Raw genomic sequence first — 16950 nt, forward strand, 5'->3', positions numbered from 1 at the left:
GGGGACCGCGACCAAAGTCGCCGCCGAGCACCCCCTCGGTCGGAAGCCCGGTCATTGGCCGGGCCAGGGAACCCCGGCCAGAAGCCCGCCCAGAGGCTCAGGCAGGCCCCGCCCCCGCCCGCCACGACTGCTCCGTCCGTCCCGTGTCCGGGGCCAGGTCCAGGCCGTCGTCGCCGTACGGCGTCAGCGCGTGGTCCGGGGCGACGGCCGGGCGGATCGTGCCGTCGGCGGTCACCGCGAACCGCAGGTTCACGGCGTTGCGGCCACCGAGTGAGTCGCACTCCCAGATGCCCACGCCGTCGTCGGTCGCGCCGCGGCTGTCCAGACAGAAGTCGGGGTCCGCGTACGACTGCAGCGCACCCCGTTCGGTGTCGACGCGCCAGCGCTGGGTGCCGGACGAGGAACAGGGGGCCGTGATGACGTCCGTGCCCTTCTCCATGTCGCCGTCCCGGATGTCCAGACAGCGGCCGGTGGAGCGGTTCACGACCTGGGCGTAACTGCCGTTCGGAGGCGGCGGCGCCGGGGCGGACGGCGGGCTCGGCGTCGGGTGGGAAGGGTTCGGGGACGCCGACTTCGACGGGCGTGAACTCCTCGTCGGGGACGGGGAGTCGGCGCCGCCCGTGGGGGAGGCGGAGGGTGCCGTCGGGACCGTGGCCGTCACGGTGACCGCCGGCGGGGGCACCGGATTCCCCGCGCTTCCCGCCGTGTCGGGCCCTGAGCCGCCCGAGGAGGGGAGGAAGAGCAGCAGCGGGGCCAGGGCGACCCCGAGTGCCGCGGAGGCCAGCACGAGGCGACGGGAGGGCGGCCAGGCCGCCAGGGACCCCCAAGTGGCCGACTCCGTCTGCGCGGTGGCGCGCGAGCGGGCCGCCGCGCCCGTGCCGTACGCCGTGCCGCCCCACGGCAACAGACCCTCGGCCAGACCCGTGTGCGGGTCGTCCCGCAGCGCGGACAGCTCCTCGTACGCGGTGGCGCAGTGCGCGCACTCGGCCATGTGGGCGCGCAGATCCGTGCTGTGGCGAGGGCTGTCGGGGCGTACCGACTCCTCGATCAGCCGGCGGAAGTCCTGGCAGCGCGGATCGCCGGAGGCGGCGAGATGGCTCTTCAGGAAGGACGCGCGAAGTGCCTGGAGCGCGGGCTCCGTTCCGTACGTCACGTCCTCGCGGGTCAGTCCCAGCAGGCCCGCCGTGCTCTCCTCGGGCTCCCGCTCCACGATCCCGTACCAGGCGAGACCCTGGACCCGGGAGGGGAGCGACCGGAACGCGTCGAGCAGCGGCGGCGTCGGGCCCTCGGGACCGGCGGCGCGCAGCCGCGCGAGCAGTCCGGGGTCGAGGCGGCCGGCCCGTTCGTCCCCGGTCCAGGTGACGGCCACCCGCCCCGCCAGCAGCAGGAGTTGGTGCCGCCAGGGGCCTCCCGGGTCGGAGCCGCGCGCGGTCTCCTGGGCCGCGAGGGCGAACGCCCGGTCCGTCAGTTGCCGCGCCGCGGAGTCCGCGGTGGTGCACAGGCGGGCGTACGCGAGGACCGCCGGCCGGTGGCGCAGGCGCAGTTCGCGCAGTGCCGCGTACGAGGTCTTGGTGTCCGCGCGCAGCAGTTCGGTGAGCCGCGCGTCGGACGCACCCGCGTGCACGCCGCTCCCGCTCCCGTTCCCGGCATCACCATCGACCCCCTGCCCCTCGCCCCGAACCATCCACGTGCCTCCCTGCACCCCCGGGCCTCACCCGCCGGACAACTGACCAACCAGCCAGTTTGGCGGGTGACCATAGTGATGGAAGGTGAACAGTGAAGAAAGGGGTTCCCGTGGGTAACTCGGGGGATCCGAGGGCGCGGACCGGCAGGATCCGCGAACCGAAAGCCACGTCGTCCGCGGGCGGGAAGTCGCGTGATCCGCGGACAACGCACTCGGGGCCGGGCCGGATCATCCGGCCCGGCCCCGAGCGCACATCTACGCGCCCTGTGCGCCGGTACGACCACGCGCCCTGTGTGTCGGTGCGGTGGTCGTGGCGACGGTGGCGGTCGCGGTGACGGTGACCGTCACTCCTCGACGGTCAGTCCCCTCCGCAGCCGCACCAGCGTCCGCGAGAGCAGCCGCGAGACGTGCATCTGCGAGATGCCGAGTTCGTCACCGATCTCGGACTGCGTCATGTTGGCGACGAACCGCAGCGACAGGATCTGCCGGTCGCGCGGCGGGAGTTCGGCGATCAGCGGCTTCAACGACTCGACGTACTCGATGCCTTCGAGCCCGTGGTCCTCGTAGCCGATCCGGTCCGCCAGCGCGCCCTCGGAGTCGTCCTCCTCGGGCTGGGCGTCAAGTGAGCTCGCCGTGTAGGCGTTCGACGCAGCCATGCCCTCGACGACCTCGTCGTTCGACAGGCCCAGACGCTCCGCCAGCTCTCCCACCGTCGGAGCGCGGTCCAGTTGCTGTGCGAGTTCGTCGCCCGCCTTGGCCAGGTCGAGGCGGAGTTCCTGCAGTCGGCGCGGCACCCGCACGGACCATGAGGTGTCGCGGAAGAAGCGCTTGATCTCACCGACGATGGTCGGCATCGCGAAGGTCGGGAACTCGACGCCACGGCTGAGCTCGAAGCGGTCGATCGCCTTGATCAGGCCGATGGTGCCGACCTGGATGATGTCCTCCATCGGCTCACTGCGGGAGCGGAACCGGGAGGCCGCGAACTTCACCAGGGCGAGATTGAGCTCGACCAGTGTGTTGCGTACGTACGAATACTCGTGGGTGCCTTCCTCCAGCGACTCCAGTCGCTCGAAGAGGGTCTTGGACAGGGCCCGTGCGTCCACTGGCCCGACCTCGTCGAAAGGCGGGATCTCCGGAAGTCCGGCGAGGCCGACGTTCTCGTCGGCGGACTCGTCTTCCAGTCGTTCCAGAGGGGGTGTCGACGTCGCCCTCTGGGTCTGCGATGCGTCGAGCCGGGGTGACATGGTGTCCTCCATCGTTCTCGGCATATGGCTGCCGATGCCAATACGTGCACTGCGGTGTGCGGCGCCTCCAAAGCCGGCCGTGTCGAAAACTGTCTCTACTAGCCCTACCCGCTTTCGCGACTCTCTCGCAAGTGTGTTTCATGGTGAAATGTCCGTTTCTTGGCGGTTGTTCGGGTGTTGAAGAGTGCAGGGAAGGCGTAGGGTTCGAGGGCGTATCAACAGCCACGACGGTCGGAAGAGAGACACGGCATGGACCGCGGGACGGTCGGCAGCGCACAGTCGGGCCGGCTTCTGGTCGAGGTGCGGGAAGAGGGCGCTAGCGCCGTCGTGACCCCGGCCGGTGAGTTGGATCACCATACGGCGGATCTACTGCGCGAACCGATCGAGGAATGCCTCGACCGCGGGTTCGCGCGCCTCGTCGTGGACTGCTCACAGCTGGAGTTCTGTGACTCCACGGGGCTGAACGTGCTGCTCGGTGCACGGCTGAAGGCCGAGGCCGCGGGCGGCGGGGTTCATCTGGCGGGCATGCTGCCGGTGGTGTCCCGGGTCTTCGAGATCACCGGGGCGGAGGCAGTCTTCACCCTCCACGACACACTCGAAGAGGCCCTGCGTGAGCCCGGGCCCGACGGGTCCGAGGCCGGTGAACCCGAGGCCGACCCGGGCGATTAGTCGCCCTGGGACGCTCCCGTGAGGCAAAGTTATGCCTCGGTTGTGTCCGTGTGATCAGCGCGTTACCAGAGTCACAGCATCCATGCCGAATAAGTGGGTGTTCTGACGGTTCGGTCGGGCAGGAGACATCCTGAATATGTCAACAGACCGAACGGCAAGCGCGCGGCAGTCCCCGGACGACTCCCGGATCCAGAGTGTCCCTGAGCTTTCCGAATGTCCTGAATGTGCTGAGTACTGAGTCTTGAATCGTGAACTGGTGAATCGGTGAGGTGAAGCGCTGATGAGCACCACCCGGCCTTACCCGCCGGGCGACCGCGGCCCGGAACCGGGCGACGGCGGCGCTTCCGGGACGCCTCCGGGCGGCACGCCCGTCGTGCGTCGGGCCCGTCGGCTGAACTTCGACGGCGCGAGCGGGGTCGTCCCGCTCGCCCGCGACTTCGCCCGTCAGGCGTTGTACGAGTGGGGCTGGCTGCCCGCGGCCACCGCCGACCAGCGGGCCGCGGCCGAGGACGTCCTGCTGGTCGTCTCCGAGCTGGTCACGAACGCCTGTCTGCACGCCGAGGGCCCGGACGAGCTGCTGATCGCCTGCGAGAACAAGGTGCTCCGCGTCGAGGTCTCCGACCGGGGGGCGGGCCAGCCCGCGCCGCGCACCCCGCACCGGGCCGGCCGGCCCGGTGGCCACGGGATGTTCATCGTGCAGCGGCTGTGTCTGGACTGGGGTGTGATCCGTACGAACGGGGTTGCGGGCAAGACGGTCTGGGCGGAGCTCGGGGCGCCGGCCTAGCGCTCGGCCGGGTTCGACGGTCTGGCGTGGCCTGCGCGTTCTTTGTCTGCGGGTGCGTTGTGGCTGAGTGCGCCCCGCGGCGGAGCCGCACATGTCACCGCCCCGCGCCCCTTGCGGGGCGCCTGCCCTTGGGCGTCTCTTGGGTTACCCGCGGTTCGGTTCTTGCCCTTCCCTCACTTGATGCGCGTCGGATCCCCACGGATCCGGCGCGCACTTTGTCTTCCCTCGGCAAGGCCCCGGGCGTACCTTGACGGCCGATCTGATGTGCCGTCAGGAACGCCATCAGGAAAGCCTTCAGGAATGAGGGGACCGTGTCATACCGGATGTACCCGAAACGAACCGCCGCGCTCGCGTCCGCCGCGGCCCTGGCCGGCTCGGCGGTGCTGATGGCCGCCCCCGCTGCCCAGGCCGACGTGGTGGACGTCAACTACCAGTGCAAGACACCCATCGGTGACAAGTCCGCCGTCTCGCCCATCGACATCAAGGGCGTCAAGAGCGGCAGCGGCTACCAGATCACCATGACCTTCGAGAAGGGCGTCTCGTCCAGCCCCGTCGACCTGGGCAAGGGTGCGATGAACCCGAGCGCGGTCATCAAGCTGGGCGGCGCCGAGACCGGCACGCTCGCGGTCAAGGGGCCCGCCAACCCGGCGACCGTGCCCGCCAACACGCCGATCAAGATCACCGACCTCACGGGTACATACACCCCGAAGAAGACCGGCAAGGTCACCTTCACGCCGGGTGTGCTGACCATCAAGGCCCTCGGTACGACGACCACGTGCACGCCCTCCAACAACCCGAAGGCCTCGCTGACTCTGGACGTCACCGCGGCCGGCGGCGGGAGCACGGGGACGACGGGCTCCTCGCAGGACGCCCCCGCGGGAGGCGAGGAACTCCCGCAGACCGGCCCCGAGGACTCCGCGATCGCCCTCGGCACGCTCGGCGGCACGGTCCTGCTCGCGGGCGCGGCCGGAGTGCTGTGGCTGACCCGAAGGAACCAGGCCCACCGCTGACCCACCCGCACGTTTCGTACGACCCGCATGTCTCGTACGACCCGCGCGACCTGCACGACTTGCATGTCCGGCACGACCCGCACAACCCGCACGTCCAGTACGACCGTCCGGAGCCGCCGATGCCGTTCGTACCGCCCGCTGCCCGTGTTCTGTCTCTCGCCGCCGTCGTACTTCTGGCCGTCGCTCCCACCGCCGCGGCCGACGGGGGCTGGTCCGTCGTGCCGTCGGCAGGGGGGCGGGACTCACGGCCGTACTTCTACGCGGAGGGCGCGCCCGGCACGGTTCTGCAGGACACGGTGTCGGTGCTGAACCCGGGCGGGAAGCCGCTCACCGTACGGCTCCGGGGCGCCGACGCCGACAACACGAGGAGCGGCGGATTCTCCGTGCGGGCCAGGGCGACGGACACCGGTGCCTGGATCACCTTCGCCGAGCGGACGGTGCGGATCCCGGCACGCACCCGCGCGGACGTGCCGTTCACCGTGAGCGTCCCGGCGGGCGCCACGCCCGGCGACCACCCCGGCGCGATCGTCGCGAGCGCCGCGGGGCGGACCGCGGCCGTACGCGTCCATCTGCGGGTCGAGGGCCCGACCCTCTCCGCGCTCACCGTCGAGCACGTACGGGTCAGCGGCGGGCGCATCTCGTACGAACTGGTCAACCGCGGCACCACCGTGCTGACCCCGAGACTCGCCGTACGCGCCGAGGGGCTCTTCGGCGAGGTGCTGGACCGGGCCCCGCGCACCCTGCCCGTCGAACTGCTCCCCGGTCGCCGCGTCGCGCTCACCGAACCCTGGCCCGACCGGCCCGCGCTCGACTCCGTCGACGTCGAGGTGGCGGTCACGGCGGCGGGCGGGGCGCACGACGAGGCGGGCGCGTCGGCGCGGTTCGTGCCGTGGGGAGCGGTGGCGGGCACGGCGGCGATCGGGCTCGTGGCGTGTGCGGCCGGAGGCCACTGGTTCGTACGACGTCGTGGGCGGGCGCGGGAGACACCGGACGCCGGACAGCCGCGTACGGAAGCCGAGTTGACGGGAGCGGTGACGTGAGCGCGAAAAGCGGGGTGCGGATTCCGGCGGTGGTCGTGGTGCTCGCGCTCGTTCTGTTCCCCATGGCGGGGGCGACCGCCTCGGCGGCGGAGAAACCGGTGGTCAAGCTGTCCAAGTCCCAGGCGGGGACGGGTGGTTCGATCACGGTGAGCGGTACGGGGTGGCGGCCGAACGCGCTGCTGATGATGCTGATCTGCGGGCAGTCCTCGACCGACCGGGGCGTGATCGGCGGGACCAACTCCTGCGCCAACGCGGACGGCCGGGCCGTCACGACCGACGCTAAGGGCGCCTTCAGCAAGAAGCTGCCGGTCGCCGAGCCGCCCAAGCCGTGCCCCTGCGTGGTGCACGTGGCGACGGTCACCGGGGAGAAGGCGGAGGCGGACGCCCCGTTCCTGGTCGCCGGACACGATGTCGAGCCGCTGCCCAAGCAGGACAGTGCCGGACGGCTCTCGGTGCTCACCGACACCCGGCTCGACGGGTCGAGCGGCCTGCTCGCCTGGTTCGGCGCGCCGCCGTCCCGCAAGCTCGTCTTCACCGTCGGCAACGTCGGCACCACCGCCGTCAAGAACCCTGTCTTCCAAGTCGGCACCTCCCACGGCGTGTTCGCCCCGCAGTGGGAGGAACAGCAGTGGCGCGGCACCATCGGCCCCGGCGAGAAGGAACGGATCACCCTGCCGGTCGAGCTGACGGCCGGTGCGCACGGCGACTACACGGTCTCGCTCAAGTTCGGCGGCAAGGTGCTCGCCGAACAGCCGTGGGGCGTGGGGCGCCCCTGGGGCGTGACGCTCTTCTGGATCCTGGTGTGTGTCGTCGTACCGGCCGCGGTGTTCCGGATCGGAATGGCCGTGGTCGACCGGATGAGGCCGCGCGGTTCCTCCGGGCGTGCCGGGCGCTTCGGCGGCGGCAGGGGAGGGCGGCCGGGACGTCCCGGGCGTGGCGCGCACGGGGTGCGGCGCGGCGGGCTCCGGCTGCCCGAAGTCACCCTGCGCATGCCGAAGTCGATCCTTCCGTCGGCCTCCTCGGAGGAGTCCGAGGCCGACACCACGACACGTACGCGATCCCGTACGAACCCGACCCTGCCCTGGTTCACCCCGGACACCGATCCGGGGGCGGCCGAGGCCGATCCGCTCTCCGCACCGCACGAGAACAGTCCGACGACCCCCACCAGGAAGGGAAACACGTGAGCACGCAACGGAGAGTCCGGCCGGGGCCGAAACGGCCCAGAGGCAGCCGGAGAGCGGGCGCGGCCGGGGTCGCGATGATGCTCGGCGGTGCGGGAGTCCTGCTGGGCGTGGCCGCGGCGCCGGCCCAGGCCGCCGAGGTGTCCTACGCGACCGACTGCGTACCGCCTCCGGCCGCCGGGCTGCCGACGGTCAAGGGCACCACCAAGGTGGAGGTCACCGCGCCGGCCACGGCGAAGGTCGGCGACGAGGTCGAGGTGGTCTGGAAGTTCACGCAGGCCGCGTCGAAGAACCCCGACCTCATCGACCTGCCCGCCAACTCGGTCCAGCCGTCCGGGACCCTCAAGGCGGCCGGCGCGCAGGCCGCGTCCATCGCGATGCAGGGGCCGCGCGAGAACCCGGCGATCCCCAAGGGCGGGGCGATGGTCCTGTCCGACATGAAGGGCAAACTGAAACTGACCACGGCGGGCGAGGTGACGCTGACGCCGGACGCGTACGCCATCAACGTCTTCTCGACGGACACGAAGTGCGCGCCCACGGAGACGGTGAAGCCCGCGGCGACGATCAAGGTCACGGCGGGGGAGGGGACTCCGCCTCCCGGGACGCCCGATCCCACCGAGACCACCAGCCCGCCGCCGAGCGGTGAGCCGACCCCGACCGAGAGCGAGACCGGGGGCAGCGACACGGGCGGGACCACCGGTGGCGGCGGTGAGACCGACTTCACGGGCAAGGAGGTCAAGATCCCCTACGCGTGCAAGACGCCGATCGGCGACAAGAACGCGACCTCTCCCGTGCAGATCAACGCCAAGAAGGACGGCGGGAGTTACGACCTCACCGTGCAGTTCAAGGGCTCCGTGATGGACAGCCCCGCCGACATCCCGGCGGACTCGGTCAAGCCGTCGATGGAGGTCGTGCTCGGCGGTGCCGACAAGGGCACGGTCCATGTCGAGGGGCCGACGAACCCCGAGGCGATCAAGTCCGGGGATCCCATGGTGATCTCCGACATGACCGGCACGTACAAGCCGGGCGCCGACGGGGAGTCGACCCTCTCGCCCGGCGTGCTGACGGTGAAGGCGCTCGGGACGACCACGACGTGCACGCCGGAGAAGTCCGAGGTGTCGTTGACGCTGGACACGTCTGCCCAGCCGGGTGGCGCCGCTGGTGGGAGTGGCTCCGCCGGTGGGACCGGGACGTCGGGGTCCGGTGACTCCGGCGGAGGGCTGGCCGACACCGGGGCCGATGACAGCGGAGGGCTGCGGGCGCTCGGGTTCGTTGCCGGGACCGCGATTCTGCTCGGCGGGGCGGTGTTCACGTTCATGCCCGGACGGAGGGCCTCGCGGCGAGCGCCGTAGGGGTGGCGCTCAGTTCCTCGCGCCCCTAAAAGCCAAAAGACTGCGCAGTTCCCCGCGCCCCAAAATGGGGGCGCGGGGAACTGCGCAGTCAGTCACAACGGACCCGCGGTTGACCTGCCGGACCTCGGCGGAGCGTCTAGCGGACGTCGCCCATCAGGGACTTGACCTTGTTGCGGTACATGTAGACCGCGAAGCCGGCGATGACGGCGAGGGTCGCTTCCAGGGCGACGATGCCCATGCCGTTGAGGTCGACGCCCGCGATGGAGAGCAGGCCCGTCGTGGCGTCGCCGGCGGTGACGGCGAGGAACCAGACGCCCATCATCTGGGAGGCGTACTTCGCGGGAGCCATCTTCGTGGTGACGGAGAGGCCGACCGGGGAGACGGTCAGCTCGCCGACGGTCTGCACGAAGTAGATGGCGACCAGCCACATCGCGGCGGCCTTGTGACCGCCCTCGGCGATCGACAGGGGAGCCAGGAACAGGAAGAACGACGCGCCGACCAGGACCAGACCCGAGGAGAACTTCACGATCGTGCTCGGCTCCTTGCCGGCGCGGTTCAGCGCCAGCCAGGCCCAGGCGAAGACCGGGGCGAGGGCCATGATCAGCACGGGGTTGACCGACTGGTACCAGGAGACCGGGAACTCCCAGCCGAACACGGTGTTCTCGGCCGACGACTCGGCGAAGATCGACAGCGTGGAGCCGCCCTGGTCGTAGATCATCCAGAAGACGGCCGCGGCGATGAAGAACCAGATGTACGCGGACATCTTCGACTGCTCGACACGGTCCAGGGACTTGTCCCGCTTGATACGGGCGATGACCCAGACCGGGATGACCAGGCCGAGAATCGTCAGCGGAACCAGGATCCAGTTCAGCGTGTAGTGGCCGGAGAAGCCGACGACGGCGTAGAAGACGGCGGCGACGGCCAGCCACAGCAGACCCTTGCGCAGCGTCGAGGCCTTCTCGGCGGCGGACAGAGGCGTCGGGACGACGTCGGAGCGCGTGTCGAGGTGGCGGCGGCCGATCAGGAACTGCGCCAGACCCAGCGCCATGCCGAGCGCGGCGAGCGCGAAGCCCAGGTGCCAGTTGACGTTCTCGCCGATGGTGCCGATCACCAGCGGCGCGGCGAAGGCGCCGAGGTTGATGCCGATGTAGAAGACGGTGAAGCCGCCGTCACGGCGCGGGTCGTCCGGGCCGTCGTAGAGGTGGCCGACCATCGTCGAGATGTTGGCCTTCAGCAGACCCGAGCCGATCGCGACGAGGCCGAGACCGGCGTAGAACGTGCCGGACGAGGGCAGCGCCAGCGTCAGGTGGCCGAGCATGATGACCAGGCCGGCGACGGCGACGGTCTTGCGGGGGCCGAGCACGCGGTCCGCGAACCAGCCGCCGGGGAGGGCGAGCAGGTACACGAGCGACAGGTACACCGAGTAGATCGCGGTGGCGGCGGTCGCGCTCAGGTGCAGGCCGCCGGGGGCGACCAGGTACAGCGGGAGGAGTGCCCTCATGCCGTAGTAGGAGAAACGCTCCCACATCTCGGTCATGAAGAGAGTGGCCAGTCCGCGGGGGTGGCCGAAGAAGGTCTTCTCGGAACCGGGGGTGCCCGGAGAGACCGAGTCCTTCGTCAGGCTGGACGCCATGGTCGTTCCTTGCTGGTCGGGACGCGCTGCAGAGCGTCGCGCGCCCGGTGGGGGAGGCGGCCGGCACCGGCGGGGAGGGCCGTCCTGCCCCACGCCCACGGGGAGTCCGCTCCGGATCGTCGGAGCGGAGGACGGCGACCACCGGGATCCACGCCCCACACGCGTCCTCGCGCTCGGGGCCCGGCCACAGGTCATTCCTTTCAAGGCTGGTAGACACCAGCCCGCACACAAAAGAGACCTTCGGCGTCAAGCTCCCGCCAAAGGTCCCTGCGTGGTGCTACAGGCGTCTGGTCACCATAAGGCCCCACGGCATGGCATTGCCGCATATGACATGACTTGAGAGATGGATCACAGGTATGGATGGAACTATGCGCCTGAATCGAAGGCCGTTCATAGATTTACATCCCTAACCCACAGGGTTTCATCTCCCGCGCGGTGCGGGTGAATCACGGGCGGCGATCACCCTGTCTGCACTGGTCCGCAGCGGACTACCATCAGTTCATGACCCGAGTACTGCTCGCCGAGGACGACGCGTCCATCTCGGAACCCCTGGCCCGCGCCCTGCGCCGGGAGGGGTACGAGGTCGAGGTACGCGAAGACGGCCCCACCGCGCTCGACGCCGGCATCCAGGGCGGCATCGATCTGTGTGTGCTCGACCTCGGGCTGCCCGGCATGGACGGCCTGGAGGTGGCCCGGCGGCTGCGCGCCGAGGGGCACACCGTGCCGATCCTCATCCTGACCGCGCGCGCCGACGAGGTGGACACGGTCGTCGGCCTGGACGCCGGAGCCGACGACTACGTCACCAAGCCGTTCCGCCTCGCCGAGCTGCTGGCCCGTGTCCGGGCCCTGCTGCGGCGTGGCGCCGCCGAGCCCCAGCAGCCGCCCGCCACGCACGGGGTGCGCATCGACGTCGAGTCGCACCGGGCCTGGATGGGCGAGGAGGAGCTCCAGCTCACCGCCAAGGAGTTCGACCTGCTGCGGGTGCTCGTCCGGGACGCGGGGCGGGTCGTCACGCGTGACCAGCTCATGCGTGAGGTGTGGGACACGACGTGGTGGTCCTCCACGAAGACCCTCGACATGCACATCTCGTGGTTGCGGAAGAAGCTCGGTGATGACGCGGCGAACCCCCGCTACATCGCGACGGTACGAGGTGTCGGGTTCCGCTTCGAGAAGAGTTAGCTCGTTGCTGTTGGGCTGCGCCTCATCGCCGTTGTGACGTTGGTGAGTGCGCGGCCGCGGGGTGTGTGGCTGGTCGCGCAGTTCCCCGCGCCCCTTACGGGGACGCGGTCCTAGCCCTCATTGATCAGTTGCCCGGAGGGACCTGTGCGTCGCCGTCTCATCAGTTCCACGTTGGCCGTCGTGCTGGTCGTGGTCGCCGTGTTCGGGGTCTCGCTCGTCATCGTCGAGACCCGCACGATCAGCGACAGCGCCCAGGAACGCGTGGAGACCGAGGCGGTGCGGCTGGCGAGCATCGTCGACAGCCGCATCCTCGGTGACGAGCAGATCAGCGCGAAGATCCTCAAGGACCAGGTCGCCGACGACCGGTACGCCCGCATCGAGATCCCGGGCCGCGCCGCCATCCACATCGGCACCAAGTCCACGGGGGACGTCACCACCGCCAGCCGTGAGGGCGAGGAGGGCGAGACGGTCACGGTCCAGGAGCCGCGTTCCGCGGTCACCCGGGAGATCGGCCGTACGCTCCTGCTCATCGCGGCGGTCGCCCTGCTCGCGGTGATCGCCGCCGTGCTCCTCGCGGTACGCCAGGCCAACCGGCTCGCCTCCCCGCTGACCGACCTCGCGGAGACCGCAGAGCGGCTCGGCTCAGGGGATCCGAGGCCGCGCCACAAGCGCTACGGCGTCCCGGAGCTGGACCGCGTCGCGGACGTCCTGGACGGCTCCGCCGAGCGCATCGCCCGCATGCTGACCGCCGAGCGGCGCCTCGCGGCCGACGCCTCCCACCAGCTGCGTACGCCGCTGACCGCGCTGTCCATGCGCCTGGAGGAGATCACCCTCACCGACGACCCGGACATCGTGAAGGAGGAGGCGACCATCGCGCTGGGCCAGGTCGAGCGCCTCACGGACGTGGTCGAACGGCTCCTGACGAACTCCCGGGACCCGCGCACCGGCTCCGCCGTCACCTTCGACCTCGACGAGGTCATCAAGCAGCAGCTCGCGGAGTGGCGCCCGGCCTACCGCAACGCGGGCCGTGCCATCGTCAACTCGGGCAAGCACCGTCTGCAGGCCGTCGGGACGCCCGGGGCCGTGGCCCAGGTCCTCGCCGCACTGATCGAGAACTCCCTGATGCACGGTGGCGGGACGGTCGCCCTGCGCACCCGCGTCATCGGCAACCAGGCTGTGATCGAAGTCACCGACGAGGGGCCCGGTGTTCCGGCCGATCTGGGTGCCCGGATCTTCGAGCGGGCCATCAGCGGCCGGAACTCCACGGGGATCGGGCTCGCCGTGGCCCGTGACCTCGCGGAAGCCGACGGGGGGCGCTTGGAGATGCTCCAGGCCCAGCCTCCGGTGTTCGGGCTGTTCCTGTCGCGTACGCCGCTCAAACGGCCGCAGGACGGCGACAGTGACGGCGAGGAGCAGACGGTCCGCTGAGGCGGCTGTGGCTGGTCACACAGTTCCCTGCACCCCCGCAAGGCCCCTCTACCGCACGCGCTGGACCTGGCGGAACTGGCGGGTCGGGCGGTCCTCGTCCTGCAGGTAGGCCTGGCGCTCCTGGTCGAGGTAGGGCTCCGGGTTCTCCAGGAACGATTCCGCGCTGGCCACGGCCTCACGGGCCGGAGCAGCCCGGAAGACCCAGGTGCGGTAGGACCAGAAGCGGAAGAGCGTCGCGATACCGATGCCGACGAACTTGAAGACGTTGCTGGCGAGGGGGCTGTCCAGCCCGAGCCCGTACGTGGCGGCGTAGAGGAAGCCGTTCTCGATGACGAGGCCGACCGCGCTGAACAGCACGAACAGCGTCAGCTCCTTGGTGCGGCCGCTCTTGTCGCGATCGCGGTACGTGAAGTACCGGAAACCGATGTAGTTCGAGACGATCGCGACGACCGTGGCGATCACACTGGCCCGTACGACCTGAAGATCCGTGGTACTGCGCACCAGGTTGAAGGCGATCAGGTTGACCAGCAGACCGGCTCCGCCGACCGCGCCGAACTTGGCGACTTCCCTGGTCAGCCGGTCGATCCGCATGCGGACAGCGCTGGGCGGCCTGGCATGTGCCCTGCGTTTACCACCTTTGCCCATGGTGTCGCCCAGCCCCCGTCTCGTCGGATACGTCAATTTCGTCAACCTTCGTCGACTCCGCCATGCTAACCAGCGGTTCCCTTCGGTGCCCGGCTTGGACTCGAATATGTGGCCGGGATGTGATGAACATGCGGAACTTCCGATGATCATGCGGGTGACAGGGGTGCCCCGGTATGGCCGATACCCTGGGGGCGTGACGTTCCCGGTAGTCGGCATGGTCGGCGGGGGCCAGCTCGCTCGTATGACACACGAGGCGGGCATCCCGCTCGGCATCAAATTCAAGCTCCTCAGTGACACCCCCCAGGATTCCGCGGCGCAGGTCGTCGGCGATGTCGTCATCGGCGACTACCGCGACCTCGACACGCTGCGGGCCTTCGCGCGGGGCTGCGACGTGATCACTTTCGATCACGAACACGTACCCACCGAGCATCTGCGTGCCCTGGAGGCGGACGGCATTCCCGTGCGCCCCGGGCCCGACGCGCTCGTGCACGCCCAGGACAAGGGCGTGATGCGCGCGAAGCTCGACGAGATCGGCGTGCCGTGCCCGCGGCACCGGATCGTGAGCGATCCGCAGGACGTGGTGGCCTTCGCGGCGGAAGGGCTCCCCGAGGGGGCCGAGGGCGACGGCTTCCCGGTCGTCCTCAAGACCGTCCGCGGCGGCTACGACGGCAAGGGCGTGTGGGTCGTACGGTCCGAGGCGGACGCCGAGGACCCCTTCCGCGCCGGCGTCCCGGTCCTCGCCGAGGAGAAGGTCGACTTCGCACGGGAGCTGGCGGCCAACGTCGTACGGTCGCCGCACGGCCAGGCCGTCGCCTACCCCGTCGTCGAGTCCCAGCAGGTCGACGGGGTCTGCGACACGGTCATCGCGCCCGCGCCCGGCATCTCGGACGAGCTCGCGCTGCGGGCCGAGGAACTGGCCCTGCGCATCGCGAAGGAACTCGGCGTAGTCGGCCACCTCGCGGTCGAGCTCTTCGAGACCCGTGACGGCCGCATCCTCGTGAACGAGCTGGCCATGCGCCCGCACAACTCCGGCCACTGGACCCAGGACGGCGCGATCACGTCCCAGTTCGCCAACCACGTCCGCGCGGTCCTGGACCTCCCCCTCGGCGATCCGCGCCCGCGTGCGAAGTGGACGGTCATGGTGAACGTCCTGGGCGGCGACTACCCCGACATGTACTCCGCGTACCTGCACTGCATGGCCCGCGACCCCCAGCTCAAGATCCACATGTACGGCAAGGACGTGAAGCCCGGCCGCAAGGTGGGCCACGTCAACACCTACGGCGCCGACCTGGACGACGTCCTGGACCGCGCCCGTCACGCAGCCGCCTACCTGAGAGGCACGATCACCGAATGAGCACGTCCGCAGATGCGTCCTCCGAGTCGCCCGTAGTCGGCATCGTCATGGGCTCGGACTCCGACTGGCCCGTCATGGAAGCGGCCGCACAGGCCCTCGACGAGTTCGAGATCGCCTACGAGGTCGACGTGGTCTCCGCACACCGGATGCCGCGCGAGATGATCGCGTACGGCGAGGAGGCGGCCGGGCGCGGCCTCAAGGTGATCATCGCGGGCGCGGGCGGCGCGGCCCATCTGCCGGGCATGCTCGCCTCGGTGAGCCCGCTGCCGGTCATCGGCGTCCCGGTCCCGCTGAAGTACCTCGACGGCATGGACTCCCTGCTCTCCATCGTCCAGATGCCCGCGGGCGTCCCGGTCGCCACGGTCTCGGTCGGCGGCGCACGCAACGCGGGCCTGCTGGCCGCCCGCATCCTCGCCACCCAGGACACCGAACTCCTCGCCCGAATGCGAGAGTTCCAACAGGACCTCAACGACCAGGCCACGGAGAAGGGCAAGCGCCTGCGCTCCAAGGTCGAGGCCGGCGCCGGCAACGGATTCGGATTCGGGAAGTGACACGCATGCCGTCCCTGGAGCGCGCCCGCGCCCTGCTCGCCGACTTCCCCGTCGTCGACGGCCACAACGACCTCCCCTGGGCGCTGCGCGAGCAGGTCCGTTACGACATCGGTGCCCGTGACATCGCCGTCGACCAGAGCGCCCATCTGCACACGGACCTGGCCCGGCTGCGGGCGGGCGGGGTCGGTGCGCAGTTCTGGTCGGTGTACGTGCGCTCCGATCTGCCCGGTGCGGTGACGGCGACGCTCGAACAGATCGACTGTGTACGGCAGTTGATCGCGCGTTACCGCGCCGACCTGCGCGCCGCGCTGACGGCCGCGGACATGGAGACGGCCCGCGGCGAGGGCCGTATCGCCTCGCTGATGGGCGCGGAGGGCGGTCACTCGATCGACAACTCCCTCGCCACGCTGCGCGGGTTGTACGAGCTGGGGGTCCGCTACATGACCCTCACCCACAACGACAACATCGCGTGGGCGGACTCGGCGACCGACAAGCCGTCCGTCGGCGGCCTGTCGCCCTTCGGCCACGAGGTCGTACGGGAGATGAACCGCCTGGGCATGCTCGTGGACCTCTCCCACGTGGCCGCCACGACGATGCGGGACGCGCTGGACACGTCCGTCGCGCCGGTGATCTTCTCCCACTCCTCCTCGCGCGCGATCTGCGACCACCCGCGCAACATCCCGGACGACGTGCTGGAGCGGCTGCCCGCCAACGGCGGTGTGGCGATGGTGACGTTCGTGCCGAAGTTCGTCCTCCAGGCCGCCGTCGACTGGACGGCCGCCGCAGACGAGAACATGCGCGAGCAGGGCTTCCACCACCTCGACACGACCGCCGAGGCGATGAAGGTCCACCGCCTATTCGAGGAGTCCAACCCCCGCCCGGTCGCGACCGTCCCGACGGTCGCCGACCACCTCGACCACATGCGCGAGGTCGCGGGCGTCGACCACATCGGCATCGGCGGCGACTACGACGGCACGGCGTTCACGCCCGACGGCCTCGACGACGTCTCCGGCTACCCGAACCTCATCGCGGAACTCCTGGACCGCGGCTGGTCGTCCACCGACCTCGCCAAGCTGACCTGGCAGAACGCGGTCCGCGTGCTGGGCGCCGCCGAGGACGTGGCCCGCGAGGAGCAGTCCCGCAGGGGCCCGTCGAACGCGACCCTGGAGCAGCTGGACGGCTAGGTAAGGCCAAGT

Annotated in this window: 15 protein-coding genes; 11 read left to right on the top strand and 4 right to left on the bottom strand. The window is 70.3% G+C overall.

Going from position 1 to position 16950, the window contains the following annotated elements; genetic code table 11:
- Positions 1-97: 97 nt before the first annotated feature.
- Both ACN20J_RS29840 and ACN20J_RS29845 read right to left on the bottom strand, forming a co-directional pair.
- Positions 98-1684: a ricin-type beta-trefoil lectin domain protein gene (locus ACN20J_RS29840; RefSeq protein ID WP_419667216.1), complete on the bottom strand. Its 1587-nt coding sequence runs from the start codon at positions 1682-1684 to the stop codon at positions 98-100.
- A 344-nt stretch (positions 1685-2028) separates the two neighbouring features.
- Positions 2029-2928, bottom strand: coding sequence for an RNA polymerase sigma factor SigF (locus ACN20J_RS29845; protein ID WP_055614815.1), 900 nt, complete (start codon positions 2926-2928; stop codon positions 2029-2031).
- A 249-nt stretch (positions 2929-3177) separates the two neighbouring features.
- On the opposite strand from ACN20J_RS29845, the gene ACN20J_RS29850 reads away from it, so the two are divergent.
- The 6 genes from ACN20J_RS29850 to ACN20J_RS29875 all read left to right on the top strand — a co-directional run bounded on the left by ACN20J_RS29850 (position 3178) and on the right by ACN20J_RS29875 (position 8964).
- Positions 3178-3597, top strand: a complete 420-nt coding sequence (locus tag ACN20J_RS29850; RefSeq protein ID WP_189837158.1) for an STAS domain-containing protein — start codon at positions 3178-3180, stop codon at positions 3595-3597.
- 280 nt (positions 3598-3877) lie between these two features.
- Complete coding sequence (locus ACN20J_RS29855) at positions 3878-4381, top strand: ATP-binding protein (RefSeq protein WP_055614811.1); 504 nt, start codon at positions 3878-3880, stop codon at positions 4379-4381.
- 323 nt (positions 4382-4704) lie between these two features.
- On the top strand, positions 4705-5391 hold the full coding sequence (locus tag ACN20J_RS29860; protein ID WP_307887416.1) for an LPXTG cell wall anchor domain-containing protein: 687 nt from the start codon (positions 4705-4707) through the stop codon (positions 5389-5391).
- A gap of 119 nt (positions 5392-5510) precedes the next feature.
- Positions 5511-6431, top strand: a complete 921-nt coding sequence (locus tag ACN20J_RS29865; RefSeq protein ID WP_419668987.1) for a hypothetical protein — start codon at positions 5511-5513, stop codon at positions 6429-6431.
- 62 nt (positions 6432-6493) lie between these two features.
- The gene (locus ACN20J_RS29870) at positions 6494-7615 is read left to right on the top strand and encodes a neocarzinostatin apoprotein domain-containing protein (protein ID WP_190229744.1); all 1122 of its coding nucleotides are present in this window, start codon (positions 6494-6496) and stop codon (positions 7613-7615) included.
- Positions 7616-7692: 77 nt separating this feature from the next.
- On the top strand, positions 7693-8964 hold the full coding sequence (locus ACN20J_RS29875) for a hypothetical protein (RefSeq protein ID WP_190229745.1): 1272 nt from the start codon (positions 7693-7695) through the stop codon (positions 8962-8964).
- 136 nt (positions 8965-9100) lie between these two features.
- Here ACN20J_RS29875 and ACN20J_RS29880 read toward each other — a convergent pair whose 3' ends face one another.
- The gene (locus ACN20J_RS29880) at positions 9101-10597 is read right to left on the bottom strand and encodes an oligopeptide:H+ symporter (protein ID WP_189837160.1); all 1497 of its coding nucleotides are present in this window, start codon (positions 10595-10597) and stop codon (positions 9101-9103) included.
- A 501-nt stretch (positions 10598-11098) separates the two neighbouring features.
- On the opposite strand from ACN20J_RS29880, the gene ACN20J_RS29885 reads away from it, so the two are divergent.
- Both ACN20J_RS29885 and ACN20J_RS29890 read left to right on the top strand, forming a co-directional pair.
- The gene (locus tag ACN20J_RS29885) at positions 11099-11776 is read left to right on the top strand and encodes a response regulator transcription factor (RefSeq protein ID WP_055614806.1); all 678 of its coding nucleotides are present in this window, start codon (positions 11099-11101) and stop codon (positions 11774-11776) included.
- 144 nt (positions 11777-11920) lie between these two features.
- Positions 11921-13204, top strand: a complete 1284-nt coding sequence (locus tag ACN20J_RS29890) for an ATP-binding protein (RefSeq protein ID WP_189837161.1) — start codon at positions 11921-11923, stop codon at positions 13202-13204.
- Positions 13205-13252: 48 nt separating this feature from the next.
- Here the strand turns inward: ACN20J_RS29890 and ACN20J_RS29895 are convergent, their stop codons facing one another.
- Entirely contained in the window at positions 13253-13795 is a 543-nt protein-coding gene (locus tag ACN20J_RS29895) for a GtrA family protein (RefSeq protein ID WP_246575226.1), read from the bottom strand.
- A gap of 196 nt (positions 13796-13991) precedes the next feature.
- Here ACN20J_RS29895 and ACN20J_RS29900 point away from each other — a divergent pair, with 196 nt between their 5' ends.
- From ACN20J_RS29900 to ACN20J_RS29910, 3 genes are read left to right on the top strand one after another with little or no spacing between them, the layout of a single operon-like run.
- Positions 13992-15203 carry a 5-(carboxyamino)imidazole ribonucleotide synthase gene (locus ACN20J_RS29900; protein ID WP_419667217.1) on the top strand — a complete coding sequence of 404 codons (1212 nt, stop codon included), beginning with the start codon at positions 13992-13994 and terminating at the stop codon, positions 15201-15203.
- Positions 15200-15754 carry a 5-(carboxyamino)imidazole ribonucleotide mutase gene (gene purE, locus ACN20J_RS29905; protein ID WP_189837163.1) on the top strand — a complete coding sequence of 185 codons (555 nt, stop codon included), beginning with the start codon at positions 15200-15202 and terminating at the stop codon, positions 15752-15754. Before ACN20J_RS29900 ends, purE begins: the two co-directional genes overlap by 4 nt.
- Before the next feature lie 5 nt (positions 15755-15759).
- Entirely contained in the window at positions 15760-16938 is a 1179-nt protein-coding gene (locus ACN20J_RS29910) for a dipeptidase (RefSeq protein ID WP_419668988.1), read from the top strand.
- Positions 16939-16950 lie beyond the last annotated feature (12 nt).

The sequence above is a fragment of the Streptomyces sp. 2-1 genome, from assembly GCF_048564895.1.
GTDB lineage: Bacteria > Actinomycetota > Actinomycetes > Streptomycetales > Streptomycetaceae > Streptomyces > Streptomyces phaeochromogenes.